Annotated in this window: 17 protein-coding genes; 10 read left to right on the plus strand and 7 right to left on the minus strand. The window is 39.7% G+C overall.

Annotation, left to right across the window (positions count from 1 at the left end; genetic code table 11):
• Window positions 1–11: 11 nt before the first annotated feature.
• The gene (locus IF202_RS10670) at window positions 12–1244 is read right to left on the minus strand and encodes a PucR family transcriptional regulator (RefSeq protein ID WP_191594885.1); all 1233 of its coding nucleotides are present in this window, start codon (window positions 1242–1244) and stop codon (window positions 12–14) included.
• Window positions 1244–2497: a cytosine permease gene (gene codB / locus IF202_RS10675; RefSeq protein WP_191594886.1), complete on the minus strand. Its 1254-nt coding sequence runs from the start codon at window positions 2495–2497 to the stop codon at window positions 1244–1246. The genes IF202_RS10670 and codB overlap by 1 nt, the downstream gene beginning before the upstream one ends.
• A 337-nt stretch (window positions 2498–2834) precedes the next feature.
• On the opposite strand from codB, the gene katG reads away from it, so the two are divergent.
• Window positions 2835–5027 carry a catalase/peroxidase HPI gene (gene katG / locus IF202_RS10680; protein ID WP_191594887.1) on the plus strand — a complete coding sequence of 731 codons (2193 nt, stop codon included), beginning with the start codon at window positions 2835–2837 and terminating at the stop codon, window positions 5025–5027.
• 160 nt (window positions 5028–5187) lie between these two features.
• Here the strand turns inward: katG and IF202_RS10685 are convergent, their stop codons facing one another.
• Window positions 5188–6858 (minus strand): methyl-accepting chemotaxis protein, encoded by a 1671-nt coding sequence (locus IF202_RS10685; RefSeq protein ID WP_191594888.1) that lies wholly within the window; start codon window positions 6856–6858, stop codon window positions 5188–5190.
• A 303-nt stretch (window positions 6859–7161) separates the two neighbouring features.
• Here IF202_RS10685 and IF202_RS10690 point away from each other — a divergent pair, with 303 nt between their 5' ends.
• The 5 genes from IF202_RS10690 (at window position 7162) to IF202_RS10710 (ending at window position 10757) form a co-directional block, all read left to right on the plus strand.
• Window positions 7162–8475 (plus strand): dicarboxylate/amino acid:cation symporter, encoded by a 1314-nt coding sequence (locus IF202_RS10690; protein WP_191594889.1) that lies wholly within the window; start codon window positions 7162–7164, stop codon window positions 8473–8475.
• A gap of 192 nt (window positions 8476–8667) precedes the next feature.
• Window positions 8668–9138: a DUF2127 domain-containing protein gene (locus IF202_RS10695; protein ID WP_191595165.1), complete on the plus strand. Its 471-nt coding sequence runs from the start codon at window positions 8668–8670 to the stop codon at window positions 9136–9138.
• A 71-nt stretch (window positions 9139–9209) separates the two neighbouring features.
• Window positions 9210–9800: a pentapeptide repeat-containing protein gene (locus IF202_RS10700; protein ID WP_191594890.1), complete on the plus strand. Its 591-nt coding sequence runs from the start codon at window positions 9210–9212 to the stop codon at window positions 9798–9800.
• 39 nt (window positions 9801–9839) lie between these two features.
• Complete coding sequence (locus IF202_RS10705; protein WP_191594891.1) at window positions 9840–10379, plus strand: hydrolase; 540 nt, start codon at window positions 9840–9842, stop codon at window positions 10377–10379.
• Between the two features lie 93 nt (window positions 10380–10472).
• Window positions 10473–10757 carry a hypothetical protein gene (locus IF202_RS10710; RefSeq protein ID WP_191594892.1) on the plus strand — a complete coding sequence of 95 codons (285 nt, stop codon included), beginning with the start codon at window positions 10473–10475 and terminating at the stop codon, window positions 10755–10757.
• A 101-nt stretch (window positions 10758–10858) separates the two neighbouring features.
• On the opposite strand, the gene IF202_RS10715 is transcribed toward IF202_RS10710, so the two are convergent.
• On the minus strand, window positions 10859–11650 hold the full coding sequence (locus tag IF202_RS10715) for an AraC family transcriptional regulator (RefSeq protein WP_191594893.1): 792 nt from the start codon (window positions 11648–11650) through the stop codon (window positions 10859–10861).
• Between the two features lie 143 nt (window positions 11651–11793).
• Between IF202_RS10715 and IF202_RS10720 the strand changes: the two genes are divergently transcribed.
• Window positions 11794–13038, plus strand: coding sequence for an MFS transporter (locus IF202_RS10720; protein ID WP_191594894.1), 1245 nt, complete (start codon window positions 11794–11796; stop codon window positions 13036–13038).
• A gap of 147 nt (window positions 13039–13185) precedes the next feature.
• Here the strand turns inward: IF202_RS10720 and IF202_RS10725 are convergent, their stop codons facing one another.
• Window positions 13186–13731, minus strand: a complete 546-nt coding sequence (locus IF202_RS10725; protein WP_191594895.1) for a hypothetical protein — start codon at window positions 13729–13731, stop codon at window positions 13186–13188.
• A 293-nt stretch (window positions 13732–14024) separates the two neighbouring features.
• On the opposite strand from IF202_RS10725, the gene IF202_RS10730 reads away from it, so the two are divergent.
• Window positions 14025–14234 (plus strand): cold-shock protein, encoded by a 210-nt coding sequence (locus IF202_RS10730; RefSeq protein ID WP_113915034.1) that lies wholly within the window; start codon window positions 14025–14027, stop codon window positions 14232–14234.
• A gap of 290 nt (window positions 14235–14524) precedes the next feature.
• Window positions 14525–15013, plus strand: a complete 489-nt coding sequence (gene msrB / locus IF202_RS10735; RefSeq protein ID WP_191594896.1) for a peptide-methionine (R)-S-oxide reductase MsrB — start codon at window positions 14525–14527, stop codon at window positions 15011–15013.
• Window positions 15014–15068: 55 nt separating this feature from the next.
• Here the strand turns inward: msrB and IF202_RS10740 are convergent, their stop codons facing one another.
• Entirely contained in the window at window positions 15069–16001 is a 933-nt protein-coding gene (locus tag IF202_RS10740) for a DMT family transporter (protein ID WP_191594897.1), read from the minus strand.
• A gap of 122 nt (window positions 16002–16123) precedes the next feature.
• On the opposite strand from IF202_RS10740, the gene IF202_RS10745 reads away from it, so the two are divergent.
• Window positions 16124–17047, plus strand: coding sequence for a LysR family transcriptional regulator (locus tag IF202_RS10745; protein WP_191594898.1), 924 nt, complete (start codon window positions 16124–16126; stop codon window positions 17045–17047).
• Here the strand turns inward: IF202_RS10745 and map are convergent.
• On the minus strand, window positions 17044–17814 hold the full coding sequence (gene map, locus IF202_RS10750; protein WP_191594899.1) for a type I methionyl aminopeptidase: 771 nt from the start codon (window positions 17812–17814) through the stop codon (window positions 17044–17046). The two genes, IF202_RS10745 and map, sit on opposite strands and share 4 nt — an antisense overlap.
• Between the last annotated feature and the right edge of the window lies 1 nt (window position 17815).

The following is a 17815-nucleotide window of genomic DNA, read 5'->3' on the forward strand; positions in this document are numbered from 1 at the left end:
CGTTGTGACTATCAAGACTGATCAGTCTGTTCTTCAATATCGTGATGATGGAATAATATTTGTTCAATCAATAGGGCATTCTGTAAGTTGAGTCGTAAAAAAGGGTCTTGTAATGAATACCCTAAGCGCTGTTCGATCTTGCTAAAGCGATAACTTAAGGTATTTCTGTGAATACCCATCGCATCGGCTGTGTGTTGTTGGTGACCAAAATGGTTGAAGTAATGGTTTAGCGTTGCTTTCATTTCAAGAGTGCTGCTATCTCGTGCAAAGCATAGTTCTCCTAAATGTTGTTTACAGAAGTCTGCTAATAAACCGCGATTAGGAATAGCCGCAAACAAACGCGCGATCCCTAACTGTTCACAGAAAAAAATACGTTGGTGTTGATGTTTTATGGCGAAATGTAAGGCTTGTCGTGCTTGTTCTGTGGCATCAGCAAGCTTGTCTAATCCTGTTTTACGTTCACTGACGCCAATACAAAGTACGGTTTGTGGAAAATACTTCTGAAGTAGCATGAGTACTTGCTCTAATTCTTCATATAATTCAGTTGTATCGACATCGGTTGTTGGCCAAATGGCTAAAAGATCTTTCTCATGGTTGAGTACTGGCCAAGTGATACCTCGACGCTTGAGAATGTTGCTTAAATGTTCTTCTAATGCTTGATGTAAATGAAGGAACTGTTGTGTTGAATCTTCTGTATTGAGGTCTGTTTGAGTCATTCGAATGGCTAAAACAGAAAATGGATTTGAGTCATTGATACCTAAATCATTTGCTCTTAAGTGAATTAATTCAGGAGCATGGTCGAAACCATTAATCAGTTTTGTTAAAAAAAGTCGAACGGATTTTCCCAATAAATTGGCCTGAACAATGGCGTTGCTGATGATTTCAGTCACCAATACCATTTTCAAACTGTAAGGCTGCTCTAACAGTGGAATTTGATGCTTATTGGCGAGTTCTAACACACTATTGGGGATTTGCTGTATGAACTCTGGACCAGTCAAAATGACCAGTCCAGCGACATTGCTGTTTACAGCTTCTTCGATAAGTTGGCCGAGGTTCTTTTCGTTACGACGATGATTTATGCCCGTGACGAAAACCAATTCTCCACCACTGACCCAAGGTTGAATCGAATCATTTTCTGCCACATAAGGCCAACGAACAATACGTTGGCCTCCTGTCAAACCGGCTCGAAAGGTAATGCTTTCTAGGCCGGGTAAACGTGGTATATCAGCACAGCAAATACTCATTAATTATTTAAGACCGTTTTTGTTTCACTCTGAAGTAATGACGTTAAAACACCGTATACAAGAATAGCAACAAAAACACCGACAATAGGTGGGACAACAGGTGAAAAATACGCCGCTGAAGAGGCAATTGCATAAGAACCTAGACCAACCCAATTGAAGTCAGGTAGCTTTGCATTGTTTAGTAATGGGTATTTGCCTTTATGACGCAACCAAAAATCGGCCATGATGACACCACCAATAGGAGGAATAAAAGTACCAAGTAAAATAAGAAATGGAATCAAGAAATTGTACATTCCAAATACGGCCATCACAGTGCCGATGGCGGCACCAATAACCGTTACTGTACGACGCTTATCCGTACGAATAAGGTTACAACCCGCCACCGCAAAGTTATAAATCGTATTGTCTTGAGTTGTCCAAATATTAAGGAACAACATAAGAACCGCTAACACTAAGAAGCCTTGTGCAAGCATCACGTCAACGATATCTGCTTGTTGATAAATTAACGTACCCAATGCGCCCGTTAACACCATTAAACCATTACCGATGAAGAACGCCGCCATAGTCGCCCAAACAGCTACTTTTCCACTGTTTGCAAATCGACTCCAGTTGGTTGCCTGTGTTGCTCCACTCACGAAAGTACCGATGACAATAGTAATCGCGGCGGTAAAACTTAAACTCTGAGTTGGTTCTATTCCCATTAATGCTGAAACACCACCAACATCAACAAGACCTGTGTAAAGACTGATAAGAATAAAAATCAACATGGCAGGTACAGCAACTCGGGACAGTAAATCCATGCCTTTAAGACCGATCATTGCGGTAATACAAAACGCCATACCGAATAAAATCATTAAAGGTGTTTGCCATGTTTCTGGGATATTGGTGATTTTGACTAAGACAATTGCGAGCGTCGCAGTACCCCAAGCATACCAACCAATTTGTGTGAAACCGAGAATCAAATCGGATAACTTACTGCCAATTTCACCAAAGCAAAAACGACCCATTAAGACACTATTCAAACCACTTTTATAAGCAATGTATGCAAGAAAAGCAGCATAAGTACCAAGCAGTAAATTACCAACAAAAATAACCAAGAGTAATTCTGAAAAAGAAAAAGCTGTTCCTAATGTTCCGCCAGCCCACATGGTGGCCGTGAAAAAAGTAAAACCAAGCAAAATAGCCGCCATTGGTAATAAACCCCGGCGTTTGTTTTGCGGTACCTCAACTAACGGATAATCTGATTGCGTCATATTCCTCTCCTATAATGAATAAGCCAACATAGCTTTCTTAATTTATAAGCAACTAACGAACCAATTTAGTGTCATAGGTTGCTAATAAGATTATTTATGGCGAGATAACGAAACATTGCAAGAAATGCTTAGGCACTTTACACAACGCCTTATTTCTATTCATTGATGTTGCGTTATTCTGTCCAGGTACACGCACTAATAAACAGCAATAAAGAGTAAGGGATTACCAAAACTATCATGGTGTTAGTTTTTATTTATTGGTTAGTTGGTTTGTTAAATATTATAACTATTACCAGTCAAATGAAACATATTACTAAAGTAAGTAGGAGAGTCCCTTATGTCTAGCGAAAGCAAATGCCCTTTTAATCACGGCGCTACTGAAGCACCTCAATCAGCAGCACGTGGCACAGCAAACAAAGATTGGTGGCCAAACCAATTGAATGTAAACCTTTTACATCAGCACTCTAAAAAATCTAACCCAATGGGTGAAGATTTTGATTATGCCGAAGAATTTAAAAAATTAGATCTTGAGGCGGTTCGCCAAGACTTATTTGCATTGATGACAGATTCACAAGATTGGTGGCCAGCGGATTACGGACATTATGGTCCATTCTTTATTCGTATGGCTTGGCACAGTGCAGGTACCTACCGTACTGCCGATGGCCGTGGCGGAGCAACATCCGGCTCACAACGTTTTGCACCACTGAACAGCTGGCCTGATAACGTTAACCTTGATAAAGCACGCCGTTTACTTTGGCCTATCAAGCAAAAATATGGACGTCAAATCTCTTGGGCAGATTTAATGATTCTTGCTGGTAACTGCGCATTAGAATCCATGGGGCTGAAAATATTCGGTTTTGGTGGTGGTCGTGTTGATGTATGGCAGCCAGAAGATGACATCTACTGGGGGACAGAAAAAACTTGGTTAGATGATGATCGTTATACAGGTGAACGTGATTTAGAAAACCCTTTAGCTGCGGTTCAAATGGGTCTTATTTATGTCAACCCTGAAGGGCCAGATGGCGAGCCAAGTGCCTTGGCTTCCGCTCGTGATATCCGTGATACTTTCGCTCGCATGGCGATGAATGACGAAGAAACCGTTGCCTTGATTGCTGGTGGTCACACATTTGGTAAAGCTCACGGCGCAGGTGATGCTGCACAAGTTGGTGCAGACCCAGAAGCCGCAGGTATTACAGAGCAAGGTTTCGGTTGGAGTAATACTCAGGGGACAGGAAACGGTGCTGATACTATTTCTAGCGGTCTAGAGGGTGCTTGGACCAGTACACCAACAAAATGGGATAACGGCTATTTTGATATTCTATTTGGCTACGATTGGGATATTGTAAAAAGCCCAGCCGGTGCCATTCAATGGGTACCTACAGACGCTTCTGCAGCCAATGTTCCTGATGCGCACGATAGTAGTAAGAAGCATTTGCCGATCATGTTTACCAGCGACCTTGCATTACGCATGGACCCTGAATACGGCAAGATTTCTCGTCGTTTTCATAAAAATCCAGAAGAGTTTGCGGATGCTTTTGCTCGTGCATGGTTCAAATTGACTCACCGTGACATGGGGCCGATTGCTTCTTATCTTGGGCCTTTAGTACCGAAAGAAGAACTTGTATGGCAAGACCCAGTGCCTGCAGTGAGTCATGAACTAGTTGATGAGGCAGATGTTGCTAACCTTAAAGCGAAAATAGTTGCTTCTGGTTTGTCTGTTTCAGATTTAGTGTCAACCGCTTGGGCATCGGCTTCTACTTTCCGTGGTTCAGACAAACGTGGTGGCGCGAATGGTGCTCGTATCCGTCTTGCTCCGCAAAAAGATTGGGAAGTGAACCAGCCAGCAAAACTGGTTACGATATTGAAAACACTTGAAGCCGTTCAAGCTGAGTTTAATCGTAAGAATTCTGTAAAGCAGATTTCTCTTGCTGATTTGATTGTCATTGCCGGTGCGACAGGTGTTGAAAAAGCAGCGAAAGCCGCAGGAAAAAATATCACAGTGCCTTTCACTCCAGGCCGTACAGATGCTTCTCAAGAGCAAACAGATGTAGAGTCTTTCTCTGTTCTTGAACCAATTGCGGATGGTTTCCGTAATTACCAGAAAGGTAAGTACACAGTATCAACGGAAGAAATATTGTTAGATAAAGCGCAGTTGTTGACCCTATCAGCACCAGAAATGACAGTGTTGATGGGTGGTTTACGAGTGTTAGGTGCAAATATCGAGCAATCTGCTCATGGTGTATTCACTCAAACCCCCGAAACATTGACGAATGACTTTTTTGTTAACCTATTAGATATGGCGACTAAATGGACGGCTGTATCAGGAGATGATGAGTTTGAAGGGAAAGATCGGAAAACTGGCGAAGTAAAATGGACTGCAACTCGTGCAGATTTAATCTTTGGTTCGAACTCTCAACTTCGCGCTATTGCTGAAGTGTATGCTTGCAACGATGCACAAGATCGTTTTGTGACGGACTTTGTTGCAGCGTGGACGAAAGTAATGGAGTTGGATCGTTTCGATCTAGCTTAATCTCCTAGTGTTACCAACGCCAAACCCTGTAATTTGAAAAGATTACGGGGTTTTTTATTGTTTAAATTTTGGTATTTATGGTCAAAGGTCAGGCATAAAAAAAGCCCCGTCGAACAGACCTGTAGTCAGTTTGATAGGGCTCTTTATAACAATCTAACTATTAGGTTTTAAACTTGTTCGTTACACGTTGAATGAGTTTGGATTGCTCTTCAAGTCGAGAGAACTGAACACTGGTTTCTTTAGAGCTCTTACCAATGGAATCCGCAAGATCTGCGATACCACTAATATTCTGAGCCATGTCATTTACAACGGTAGACTGCTGGCTGGCTGCGTTTGAAACATCGATGTTCATACTAGTAAGTTGTTTAATAGACTCAGAGCTTGAATTGATTATGTCTGTAATCGCATCCATTGATTCGATAACAGCGGTTCTTTTCTCTGTCGTATTACTCATGTCCTGAATGGTTTTTTCAGCACTGAGTTGTAGTTTGTCCAGAATCGTTTGAATTTGAACTGTACTTTCTTGGCTGCGTTGGGCCAGATTTCGTACTTCATCGGCAACCACCGCAAAACCTCGGCCTAGCTCACCTGCACGTGCCGCCTCTATCGCTGCGTTCAGTGCAAGTAGGTTAGTCTGCTCGGAAATACCTTGGATAACACTTAGAACAGAGTTTATCTCTTCGACATTTCCACCTAATTCCTGGATAGACTCTTCAACACTGGCTAGCACACCATTCAACGCATTAAGCTCTTCGCCAGATAGTTGAACTTGCTTAAGCACATTTTGAACTTCAGCGTCGGTGTTTTCAGCGGAAGTACGAGTGCGTTCAGCATTGTCTGCAATTTCCATTGCCGTTGTAGACATTTCTTCTATTGCTGTTGCTGTATTGGCGGTTTCTTGAACTTGCCTATCAGATGCTAGTGCAAGGTCTTTATGTTGCTGTCTGGATACTGTTGCGACTTCATTTAGCTGGTCGCAGGCACTTTTTAAACTGTTTATATCGCCAGCCATTGACGCTAAAAAGCGATTAAAGTGACTGGATATATCGTCCAAAATGTCTAATGAACTTCCTGGTAGGGTTGCGGTTAGATCACCTTCGCCATCGGCCAAATCTTCAACAGCATCACGTAGTGAGGTAAGTGCAGTAAGCATGAGACGAACAGAAAGGAATACGACGATAGCGACAAAAATGGCTAATCCGAATATAACCAATAAGTTTTGAATTAAGCTAGATTGTTGTGATTTTTTAAGTGAGTTATCTATGTTGTTTAACATGTTCTCTGTGCCATCAATAAAGAAACCAGTCGCTATAGCAACATTCCATTTATCAATCCAAAGAGAATAGCTGTATTTGGCTGAAGGCTCGGTTTCACCTTTTTTAGGAAAATAGTAGGTTGTGAAGCCTTCGCCAGATTTAGCCGCGGTCAATATGTTTTGAACAATTAAGTTACCCACTTTGTCTTTTGAGTTAATGAAGTTTTTTCCAACACCTGCACCAGACCCACTCATTAAGCGATTACCTTCGCCGTCATAAGCAAATAAGTAGCCAACATCGTTGTCGAACCGGTAGTTATAAAGCAGTGCTAAAGCATCTTCTAAACCTTCCTTTCCAGGCATATCAATGTAAGGCTTGATGATGCTTAAAGAGGAATCAATAACGGTAACGAGGCGTCTTTTTTCAACTTCAATAATAGATGTTTCTGAAATTTTAGACACTTGCTGGTTAATTGTATCGAGTGTTTTTATCTGCATAAAAATACCCACAACGGCCACTAAAATGAAGGGGGCGAAGGCAAACATGTATATTTGAGCTTTTAGTGATCGAAACATAAGTAACACTCCAGGGTAAAAAGGGACATTCCTAATGATTTGTTGTTTTTATATATCCAAACCATACTTTATGAATATAGATAATTATAGTATTTCGTAAAAATAAGGAAACAATGGTTACAAAACTTGACAAGCTTTGACCCTAAATAAACTAAATTTATAGAAAGTAAGTAAAAATGAACGCATCCGAAAGTAAATTCATCGCTCAGAACTACCCCGGATAAAGTGATAAGTTTTATAGTTTTATCAGATAGGCATACTTTCATGACGTTCGTCATAATCAGAAAATAAGGAGAATTCAATATGAGATGGTGGTATTCCGCAACGCTAACAACAAAAATTGTGTATTCAATGCTACTCGGTTTAGCTGTTGGCTTATTTGTGAATTTTAGCTTTGGTGTCGATGGTATTGTGCAAGAAGGCAACAATGTGATAGCCGATTTCTTTGTCTATGGTGTGTTTGAAGCTATAGGGAAAATGTTTGTTTCCGCGTTGAAAATGTTAGTTGTACCATTGGTCGTTTTCTCCTTGATTTGTGGTGTTATAGGTATTGGGGATGTTCGGGTTCTAGGACGTGTTGGTAGTAAATCCGTGATTTTTTACCTATTAACTACAGCGATTGCTATTGCTACAGCCATATTATTAGCGTCATTATTAAATATAGGTGCAGGTTTTGAACAAGGCTCTGTTGCTATGAAAGAAGTGGCAGCGAAAAGCGCACCATCACTTGTTGATGTATTAATTAATATTGTTCCAACCAATCCTATACAAGCCATGGCAAATGGTTCCATGCTACCGATTATATTTTATACGGTGCTAGTAGGCATTGCGCTTCTGATGTTAGGTGATAAAGGTAAACCCCTGCAAGATGGCGCTATGCTCATGAATGACTTAATGATGAACTTGGTAAAAATCGTTATGTCATTTGCACCTTATGGTGTGTTCTTTTTAATTGCAAAAACCTTTGCTGGAAATGGTCCGGCCATGTTTATCCCGTTATTGGGATATGTGGCTGCTTTACTTGGTTCATTGGCTTTTCATTGTTTTATTACCTTGATGGTTCTTTTGAAACTCTTCACCGGTTTGAGCCCGCTGACTTTCTTGAAGAAGATAAGATCGGCTCAGACCTTTGCATTTTCAACGGCCAGTTCTAATGCCACAATTCCTGTGACATTGGATGCCGTAACAAATCGAGTTGGTGTGCACCCGTCTGTTGGTTCTTTTACTGTGCCATTTGGTGCAACCATTAACATGGATGGCACCGCGATTATGCAAGGTGTTGCGACTGTTTTTATTGCCAATGTATATGGTGTCGATTTGGGGCTAAGTGGTTACTTAACAGTTATCTTAATGTCTGTTTTAGCTTCCATCGGTACGGCGGGTGTCCCTGGTGTTGGTATGATTATGTTGACTATGGTGCTGACACAAGTTGGTTTGCCAGTGGAAGCTGTCGGCATGTTATTAGGTGTAGACCGTTTGATGGATATGTGTCGAACAGCCGTCAATATAACGGGTGATGCGGTAGTATCTGCTATCGTAGCGAAAGGTGAAGATAAGATTGATATGGCAATTTTTGATGATCCTGAAGCGGGTGTGATTCGTAATGATACAAAATAACCTAAAACCGTAATTTAAAGCGGTAGCATTACTCAAAAAAGGAAAGCCTACATTTATATGTGCTATAGGCTTTCCTTTTTTATGACTAATAAAACGTCTTCTATATTTCTAGTGTCTAAAATAAAGCATAAACGTCTTTTTTTTGTCTTTTTGTTCGTTTACTCTGAATTTTTAAAGACTGAAGTTGTGACTATGAAATTTCAAGGGCTAAACGCCATTGCACTGTTAGAAGGTTTTAAAGGAATACTGGCATTATCCGTTGCAATTGGTGTTAATGCTTTGGTTGGTGAAGACCTCCATCAGCTTGCCCTAGATTTTATGTCAGAGTGGGGAATTTCTCCCGTCGGCCATTATCCTAAAGTCATCTTAATGATGGTTGATAAAGTCTCTAATAACAGTTTAATCCTTGTAACATCAGTGGCGCTTATTTATGGCGTTTTTCGGTTTGTGCTGGCTTATGGTCTTTGGAATCAATTGCTTTGGATCGAATGGTTCGCCTTCGTTACCGCCTCGCTTTATATCCCTTTTGAATTGTATGCTATCTATCAAGATATTAATGTTTTCAGTTTATCAGCCTTACTCATCAACCTTGTTATTGCAGGGTATTTATTTCGAGTTTTAAAACGTGGTGGTAATAAATCATCAATTGATAACGAATGTTAAATGACGATTTTTGTGAGGAATAAGCCAGGTATGCATAGTTCAAAGGAGCAGATTAGTAATTGGAAGACAAAATGCTAGAAAGTAAAAGCGAATACTATAATCAAGAATTCGAAGGTCTCGTTATAGTACAAGGCACGCTGATGAATGCTGTTTTTGAAAACTGCATGTTTGAGTCTTGTGATTTTTCTGAATCCATATTTGATGGTTGTACTTTTAAAGACTGCCAGTTTATTAAATGCAAACTCACTGCTATTCGAGTAAAAAATACTAAGTTTTCTGATGTTAAGTTCTACGACTCTAAAGTCTTAGGTGTGGACTGGACGAAAGCTTACTGGCGAGGTTTAGATTTAGGTGCTGCATTGTATTTTGAACGGTGTTTGGTCAATGTGTCGTCTTTTTATGGATTGAAGCAATCTGGTATTGTATTTGATGAATGTCGTGCTCATGATGTGGACTTTAGAGAGGCAATACTTGCTCGGGGACGCTTCTCTGGAACGGATCTAACCAATAGTTTGTTTATGAATTGTGATTTATCTAATGCCGATTTTAATGGTGCTATTAATTTTGATATAGATGTCACTAAAAACAATTTGAAAGGCGCCACTTTTTGCCGTTATGAAGCGGTTAGCTTATTGTCATCATTAGGTATCAAATTAGTTTAATTCATTTATATAAACAATATAAAAAAGACGAGGCTGATTATGTTAAAAAAAGAAAAAACAGGTTTGGTGATCATAGACGTTCAGGGCAGATTAGCTGAGATTGTGTATGACAGTGAACGAGTGATAGCGAATTTGGTAAAACTTATACAGACCGCAAAACTATTAGACTTGCCTATATTATGGTTGGAACAAAATCCAGAAAAACTAGGCAAAACAGTCCCTGCTTTAAAAACAGTTTTAGATTCGGTTCAACCTATTTCAAAGTATGCGTTTAGCGCGTGTGGTGAACCGGAGTTTTCTGCTGCAGTAGAAAAAACGAAGGTCAATACATGGCTTATCGCTGGCATTGAAGCACATATTTGTGTGTATCAGACTGCATTAGATTTAATGAATTCTGGTTACATGGTTGAATTAATTAGTGACTGTATTTCATCACGCTCATTAGATAATAAAGAACTGGCATTAGCGAAACTAACAAGAAAGGGCGCTGAAATAACCTGTCTAGAAATGCTTTTGTTTGAATTAATTGGCGATTGCCAAGCCCCTGAGTTTAAAACTGCATTAGGTTTAATTAAATAGTAAAAAATCCAGATAGATTATCTTGACCAAGGCGCTTTGTGTTTTAATTCAGTTATCGTTTCACAGTGACACCACTTCTTTCAGGTAAGTAGCATGAACATAGATAAATCTAAAAAACGAATCGCAAAGAAAGTTAAAATGGGATTTAAAGGCTATCCACAAGTAATTTTTTCATACTTTGGAGAAACCGAAGATATGGCAACAGAGGTCGTTGTAACGTTTGTACTAGATGAAGGAGTAGAGCCACAAGAGCAACGCTTTGCTGGTAAAGACGATGTGCGTGAAGATGAGGTGATTCAATCTGCATTAGTGAAAATCATGGAGAGAACTGACGCAAAAACAGTTTTAGAAGTAGAAGGAACTGCACTGCTAGGCTGAGCTTAACTAAAGATCGTGTAGATAAAACATGGTTTGAGATTTGGAAGTAAAAAACAATGAATGAAGTCGATTTTTTCATTGTTTTGGAGCAATGTTTTTTCCTAGGTCTTTTTTAAATAACCAATAGGGTTGTTTTTAAACATTTGTTTGAATGCATATGTAAAAGCAGAAGGTGATTGGTAGCCAACCTCTAGGGCTATATCAGTTACTGACATTTCACCTTGTTCTAATAGGTTTACTGCTTCTAATAAACGTACTTTTTGACGCCATTCCTTAAACCCTGTGCCTACTTCCTTATTGAAAATTCGAGTAATCGTTCGACTCGAAACCGCCAACTTTGTTGACCACTCTTCAAGGCTCAGTGAGTTACTCGGTTCTTTCATTAATTCAGTAACCAGTTGGTTCAGTCTTTTATCGGAAGGAATTAATAAGGACAGAGCATTGTCTGATTGCAACGCTAACTGATCAATCAGTACTTGTATGAGTCGTTGTTCAGTCTCGTCAAAGCTTTGTTTTTGACTAATGTTACCAATAGAAAGAATAAGCTCTCGAGCTAATGGCGTAATATTTAATACCTTATTTTGATCTCCCATCTTACTGACAACATCGGGTCTAAAGTACAAACTATGGAATTTCGCGCCTATGGGGGCTTTTACATCATGGTCACAATTTGGCGCTAACCAGATGGCTTTTTGTGGTGGTACCAGCATGATTTGGTTTTGATACTCCACATGTAAAATCCCCTTTGAAGCATACATAAGTTGGTACCAACTATGATGATGCGGTGGGCCTTGGTGGCCCGCTGACATGTCTATTTTTCTAGTAATGACAAATTTATCACCTGCATTGGCTATTTGTTCATTGGTCGAATTGGGTTTTGTGTGTGGTTTCATATTTTATTATTAAATAAATGTCTTTTAGTCGATGATTTAAGTCAGGTTGTAGAAAGTAAGACTAAATGCTAACTGATAAACTGCACAATACCAAATGCCACTAATTAAGTTGTGCTTAAGCTATTTAAATAAGAGATGTTGCTATGTTGGATAATCAAAACCTTGATTTATCACAGTCGTCACTGAGCTCAGAAAAAGTTCGACAATCAGAGAAACCGCTAAAATCATGGCAAACACCTAAGCATTTGCTTATGCTGGTATCGATTGTGGTGCCAATGGCGTTCGCTAGCTGGCAAGCGTTGCTTAATAATTTTGTGATTGAGAAAGCTAATTTTACAGGTGCTGAAATTGGTTTGTTGCAAAGTGTTCGCGAAATTCCTGGTTTCTTAGCTTTTACCGCCATTTTCATTTTGTTGTTCATTCGAGAGCAAAGCTTCATGCTTTTATCTCTTATTCTGCTTGCCGTTGGTGTGGCGATTACGGGCTTTTACCCTTCGGTAACAGGGCTATTATGTACCACTTTATTAATGTCTGTTGGGTTCCATTATTTTGAAACCCTCAAGCAATCTCTGTCATTGCAATGGTTAACCAGAGAAGAGGCGCCAGAAGTATTAGGTAAGCTTATTTCGATTGGCGCACTGGCATCTCTGATAACCTATTCTGGTTTATGGCTATTGCTTGAGATTGTTCAACTTGATTATAAATGGGTGTACCTAATTGCTGGCAGTGCCGCTTTGTCTTTAGTGCTATTTATTTGTGTCGCATTTCCTCGTTTTGAGGCGAAAGTACCTCAGAGTAAAAAGTTATTATTACGTAAACGTTATTGGCTATATTACGCACTGACTTTTATGAGTGGGGCGAGACGTCAAATATTCGTAGTGTTTGCTGGTTTCTTGATGGTTGAGAAGTTCGGTTATTCAGCATCAGATATCACTTTACTGTTTTTGATTAACTATCTGTTCAATTGGTTTTTTGCCAAACGAATTGGTCGTTTAATTGGGCGTTTTGGTGAACGCAAAGCATTGATCTTTGAATACACAGGTTTGGTTTTTGTGTTTGTTGGTTATGCGTTTGTTGATTCTGCTATGTTGGCAGGCAGTTTATATGTCATTGATCATTTGTTCTTCGCATTGGCATTGGCGATTAAAACTTACCTACAGAAAATTGCAGATCCAGCGGACATGGCGTCCACGGCGGGAGTGTCTTTCACCATCAGTCATATTGCTGCGGTTGTCATTCCAGTTACCTTTGGACTTATTTGGCTAGTGTCGCCAGCCAGCGTCTTCTTAGCGGGCGCGTTGATGACGGTTGTATCTTTGATATTGGCGTTTAATATTCCGAATAAACCGGAAGAGGGCAACGAAGTTCGTCGTTTCCGTTGGTCTTAGAAAAATAAAACTTCAAAACACTAACGCTTAATTTTGCGTAGGCTTACTCATAACGACCTTTGATCGTTTAGAGTGGACTTTTGATTTCATATTATTCTGACAGAGTTTTAAGTGAATTCTGCTGATGTGTTATTTATAGAAGTAAGATTAGAAAAGTGAGCAGGTGACTGTGTGTTTGTTGTCTTCATTCTGGCAAACAGCCATATAAGCGCTAGAGTCTTGAATAAAAGCATAGTGAGTATTTGAGTCTCTACAAAGAGCAATAAACTCCGCATGCTTTTCGCTAAAGTTAATCTTATTGATTTCGTAGCGAGAATTTGAATCTATAGAATTAGAGCGTGCTTCTACTGCATCAAGTTTTGCTTGAATAATATGAGTTAGTTCATTGTACTTGCGTCGATTTTGGTGGCAGTACGCGCTATTTGGTGTGGTTTCAGCGCACTCGGTTAGTGTGGCGTCTATCTCTGCAAGCTTGTTTTGATAATATTCTAAGTCATCTTTTGATTGGTTAGCTTTGATTCTTTTAATTTCTTCATTGCTAGATAACTGTTCCAATCTGATTTTCGCTTTGTTTAAACGTGTTTCTTTTACAAGACAGTTTTCCCCGAAAGCAACTAAATTACTGCCGTATGCGAAACTAACCGTCATACAGCCTAATAAAAGAGCACTCGATTTAATTATTGAAATATTCATAAGATCACATTGTCTATTTGTTTGTTCTGATATGTTAGCACCTCTATATAAGAGGCAGTAGTAATAGGGCGTTATATTGTTTTATCTTCCATGATGTGAAATAAAACTATCCATCTCTTTGTTATATCTATACAATGACCCCTCAAGCTAGAAAGAAGTCTCTAATTAAAAACTCTGCTACACGTTGTTTTATTCATAAATCGTCGTTCTGAAGTTTCTAAGTGCCAGTCTATTTTTTTGCAATTTCAGCCTATTAAAGGCTATTTTATATTTAAAATTTAGGTAGATTATTTATGTCTAATACAGTTAAAGGTACAGTTAAGTGGTTCAACGAAACTAAAGGTTTCGGTTTCATCGAGCAAGAGTCTGGTCCAGACGTTTTCGCACATTTCAGCGCGATCGTAAGTGACGGCTTTAAAACTTTGGCTGAAGGTCAACAAGTTGAGTTCGTTGTAACTGCTGGCCAAAAAGGCCCACAAGCAGAGAATATTACAGTAGTTTAATTACTAGCTGACAATATTTTAAAAAAGGTAAGTTCTTTAGAACTTACCTTTTTTTTGTCTTTAAAAAATGAAAATATCACTTTAGACAAATTTAATCCTTCAGAAACTGTCTAAAGTAGTAAAAACTGAATGGTTATAAATACTACTTATTATCTGATTCTACGAATAACTCCTTGCGCATTTTTTCCCTACTAGCATAAATAAGCATTTATTTAGACATAAGGTTCTGTCAAGGAACTAAGTTTTCTCTATCACGTCCAAATAATATAACGCTAATAAGGACTAATATTATGAATCGTAGACATTTTTTCGTCACAACTGTTTGTGTAATAGCTGGAGCAAAGTACTTCTCTACATCATTAACCGCAGAAGAGTTGGCTTCAGATTTAACTTTTGAAGTAATTTATACAAAAAAACAATGGCAAGAAAAGTTAAACGACTTTGAATACAAGGTAATGCGAGAAGAAGGAACAGAGCGAGCAGGTAGCAGTTCGTTACTTCATGAAAAGCGTGCTGGGATTTATAACTGTAAAGGCTGTGATTTACCTCTTTATGATGCAAGTACCAAATACGACAGCAGAACAGGTTGGCCAAGCTTTTATCAAAGCCTTCCAAATTCAGTAGGGACCAAAGACGATAATAAATTTTTTATGCAACGAACAGAAGTGCATTGTCGTCGTTGTGGAAGCCACTTGGGCCATATTTTTGACGATGGTCCACAACCAACGGGTAAGCGTCATTGTTTAAACGGAATTTCTTTGGTTTTCCGTGCGGTTTAATAGATTTATATTCTATAAATGCGTTTTCACTCTGTTTAATAGAAAGACCCGTCTATTAGGGACGTGTCTTTCTTCCTTGCATTGTCGCCATCAGAGTCGCTAGCAAAATGCAGATTCCGCCAATCATTTGAATGACAGTCAAACTCTCTCCCAACCAAACAAACGCGAAGAGTGCACCGAAAGCGGGTTCAGATCCTGTCAGTAAAGCAACTCGTGATGATGTTGTGTGTTTTACACCATAGTTCTGCGCGAACAGAGCGAAGATGGTACAGAAAATTACCAGGTAAAAAGCCAGTAACCAAAAGTGCCATTCCATTGGAACAAGGTCTGACATTTTAATGTCGCTCATTAGGAAAATGACCAAGGCGCCGACTGACACAACATTCGCTTGAATGCTGGTGATATTTAAGGCGGAAAGGCGTTTTCCTTTCAACAAAACCTGAGTCGAGACAACCATACAAGCTCGCAACAACGCCGCCAGTAAAATACAGTAATCGCCAAGGTTAAGTTTGAGAGCAGGAATAAGAGACGACCCGCCAAGTTCTTTTTGAGTCAATAGCAACACCCCAACGACAGACAATAAAGCGAAACCTATTATGCTTTTTGGCGGCCATTGCTTTGTTGTAATGGCTTCGACAAAAGGCGTCATCAAAACACAAAGGCTAATCAAAAAAGCCGCTTTAGACGCAGTCGTATGAAAAATTCCGTAGGTTTCTGCGAGAAAAATACACAATAATATTACGCCAGTAGGCAAGGCGTATTTCCAATCTGTTGTGAGTCCTTTTCTAGCGTCTCTCCAGTAATTTGGTAATAACAACAATGACGTTAGACTGAAGCGAATTACGATAAAAGCTAAGACGCTGGTGTAGATGAGCGCTTCTTTAGTAATGCCGTAACTGGTTCCCCAGAAAATAGCAGTGAGCAATAAAGACAATTCAGCAATAGGTAAACGGCTGAAAAGGGGTGCATTCAATGTTTGAGTTTTCATCTTATTCTCGTCATAAATGAATTATGGATTGCTGTATGGAAGAGCTGAGTTGAGCGAGAAAGTATGTTAACTTGTGTTTGTTGTTATGATAATAACCACTAAAAACAAAAGACTTATGATTCATGGACACAAATAAAATTATAACTTTGTTGCCTGATATGGCGGCGTTCGTTGCCGTTGTTGAAACGGGTAGCTTCACTAAAGCCGCAGAGAAGTTAGGCATCACACCTTCTGGAGTGAGCCGACAAGTATCGCGGATGGAAAGTGTGTTATCAGCGGTATTGGTTGAGCGAACTACGCGTCGACAAACCATCACCTCTGTTGGTATGGCGGTTTATGAACAATGTCGTAATATGCTCGACAGCGCCAAAGAAGCCGTCGTTGCGTCTGAAAGCAACACAACCGAAGCCAAAGGGCGTTTAAGAATCGCAGCGCCAGATGCGTTTGCTAAGCAAGTATTAGAGCCTTTGTTACTTGAATTTATGGGCTTGTATCCAGCGATTTGTTTGCATGTTCAAGTGACAGATTTACGCGTCGATCCTGCTTATCAAAATGTAGATTTAGTATTCAATATCGCAGAGCAACCTTACGAGCATTTAGTGTGTAAAACACTGGGAAGCGTTCGCTCCATATTGTGCGCGAGCCCGCAGTATTTGGCAGAACATGGTATCCCACATTCGCCTGAAAACTTGGTGAAACATGCTTGCTTGCCACTCGGTTTTTTTGATGGAGACAATGTCTGGTCGTTTACTCAAGGTGAACAAAAAACCGTGATTACCGTTGATGGGCGTTATATCAATAATGACGCTGATATGCGTTTAAAAGGCGTGAAACAAGGTTTTGGTATTGCCCCTTTTCCAGATTTCGTTGTTCGAGATGCGCTTGAAAAAGGCGACGTGATTGAAGTGTTAAAAGATTGGCAGTTGAAAAGCGACTTTCAAGGCGGCGTTCACATGCAATTTCCTGCGATGCGATTTATGCCGAATAAACTGCGTGTGTTTATTGATTTTATGGAAGCGCATTGGATGAAGAGCATACTTATTTAAGCGCGCTCTTCATTTCTTAATGTGAGAACCTCATAACCCGTTTTGGTGACCAGAATGGTGTGCTCCCATTGCGCTGAAAGTTTTTTATCGGTGGTAACCACAGTCCATCCGTCTTTCTTCGTTTTTGTTTTGGGTTTACCTTGGTTGATCATAGGTTCAATAGTAAAAGTCATACCTTCTTTTAAAACCAGACCCGTACCAGCTTTACCATAATGAAGCACTTGAGGTTCTTCGTGCATCTCTCGACCAATCCCGTGTCCACAGTATTCCTTTACAACAGAATAGCCTTTGCTTTCAGCCAGAGTTTGAATCGCTGCACCAATATCACCTAACGTCGCACCTGGTTTTACCTTTTTAATTCCGTCCCACATGGCATCGTAGGTTGTTTTAACCAAACGCTTTGCAATGGGATTCGCTTCACTCATGACAAACATTTTACTGGAGTCAGCGATAAAGCCATTCTTTTCAAGTGTGATGTCTAGATTGACGATGTCTTTTGATTTGAGTCTTTGACTTTCTGCCGGAACGCCATGACAAACCACTTCATTGATTGAAGAGTTAAGCACAAACTCATAACCGTATTGACCCAAACTTGCCGGTCTAGCATTCAGTGTATGACGAATAAAGTCGTCGACTTTATCGTTTATTTCTAGAGTCGAAATGCCTTCTTTTACGAAGTCATCAAGCATATAGAAAACGTCGGCCAACAGCTTTCCAGACTCTCTCATTAACTCAATTTCTTCTGAATTCTTGATCTGTACTTGCATG

Source organism: Marinomonas colpomeniae, assembly GCF_014803385.1.
GTDB classification, from domain to species: Bacteria; Pseudomonadota; Gammaproteobacteria; order Pseudomonadales; family Marinomonadaceae; genus Marinomonas; species Marinomonas colpomeniae.

Coding starts and splice junctions, on each gene's coding strand:
- IF202_RS10670 (WP_191594885.1), bottom strand. CDS start 1,244: ATGAGTATTTGCTGTGCTGATATACCACGTTTACCCGGCCTAGAAAGC.
- codB (WP_191594886.1), bottom strand. CDS start 2,497: ATGACGCAATCAGATTATCCGTTAGTTGAGGTACCGCAAAACAAACGC.
- katG (WP_191594887.1), top strand. CDS start 2,835: ATGTCTAGCGAAAGCAAATGCCCTTTTAATCACGGCGCTACTGAAGCA.
- IF202_RS10685 (WP_191594888.1), bottom strand. CDS start 6,858: ATGTTTCGATCACTAAAAGCTCAAATATACATGTTTGCCTTCGCCCCC.
- IF202_RS10690 (WP_191594889.1), top strand. CDS start 7,162: ATGAGATGGTGGTATTCCGCAACGCTAACAACAAAAATTGTGTATTCA.
- IF202_RS10695 (WP_191595165.1), top strand. CDS start 8,668: ATGAAATTTCAAGGGCTAAACGCCATTGCACTGTTAGAAGGTTTTAAA.
- IF202_RS10700 (WP_191594890.1), top strand. CDS start 9,210: ATGCTAGAAAGTAAAAGCGAATACTATAATCAAGAATTCGAAGGTCTC.
- IF202_RS10705 (WP_191594891.1), top strand. CDS start 9,840: ATGTTAAAAAAAGAAAAAACAGGTTTGGTGATCATAGACGTTCAGGGC.
- IF202_RS10710 (WP_191594892.1), top strand. CDS start 10,473: ATGAACATAGATAAATCTAAAAAACGAATCGCAAAGAAAGTTAAAATG.
- IF202_RS10715 (WP_191594893.1), bottom strand. CDS start 11,650: ATGAAACCACACACAAAACCCAATTCGACCAATGAACAAATAGCCAAT.
- IF202_RS10720 (WP_191594894.1), top strand. CDS start 11,794: ATGTTGGATAATCAAAACCTTGATTTATCACAGTCGTCACTGAGCTCA.
- IF202_RS10725 (WP_191594895.1), bottom strand. CDS start 13,731: ATGAATATTTCAATAATTAAATCGAGTGCTCTTTTATTAGGCTGTATG.
- IF202_RS10730 (WP_113915034.1), top strand. CDS start 14,025: ATGTCTAATACAGTTAAAGGTACAGTTAAGTGGTTCAACGAAACTAAA.
- msrB (WP_191594896.1), top strand. CDS start 14,525: ATGAATCGTAGACATTTTTTCGTCACAACTGTTTGTGTAATAGCTGGA.
- IF202_RS10740 (WP_191594897.1), bottom strand. CDS start 16,001: ATGAAAACTCAAACATTGAATGCACCCCTTTTCAGCCGTTTACCTATT.
- IF202_RS10745 (WP_191594898.1), top strand. CDS start 16,124: ATGGACACAAATAAAATTATAACTTTGTTGCCTGATATGGCGGCGTTC.
- map (WP_191594899.1), bottom strand. CDS start 17,814: ATGCAAGTACAGATCAAGAATTCAGAAGAAATTGAGTTAATGAGAGAG.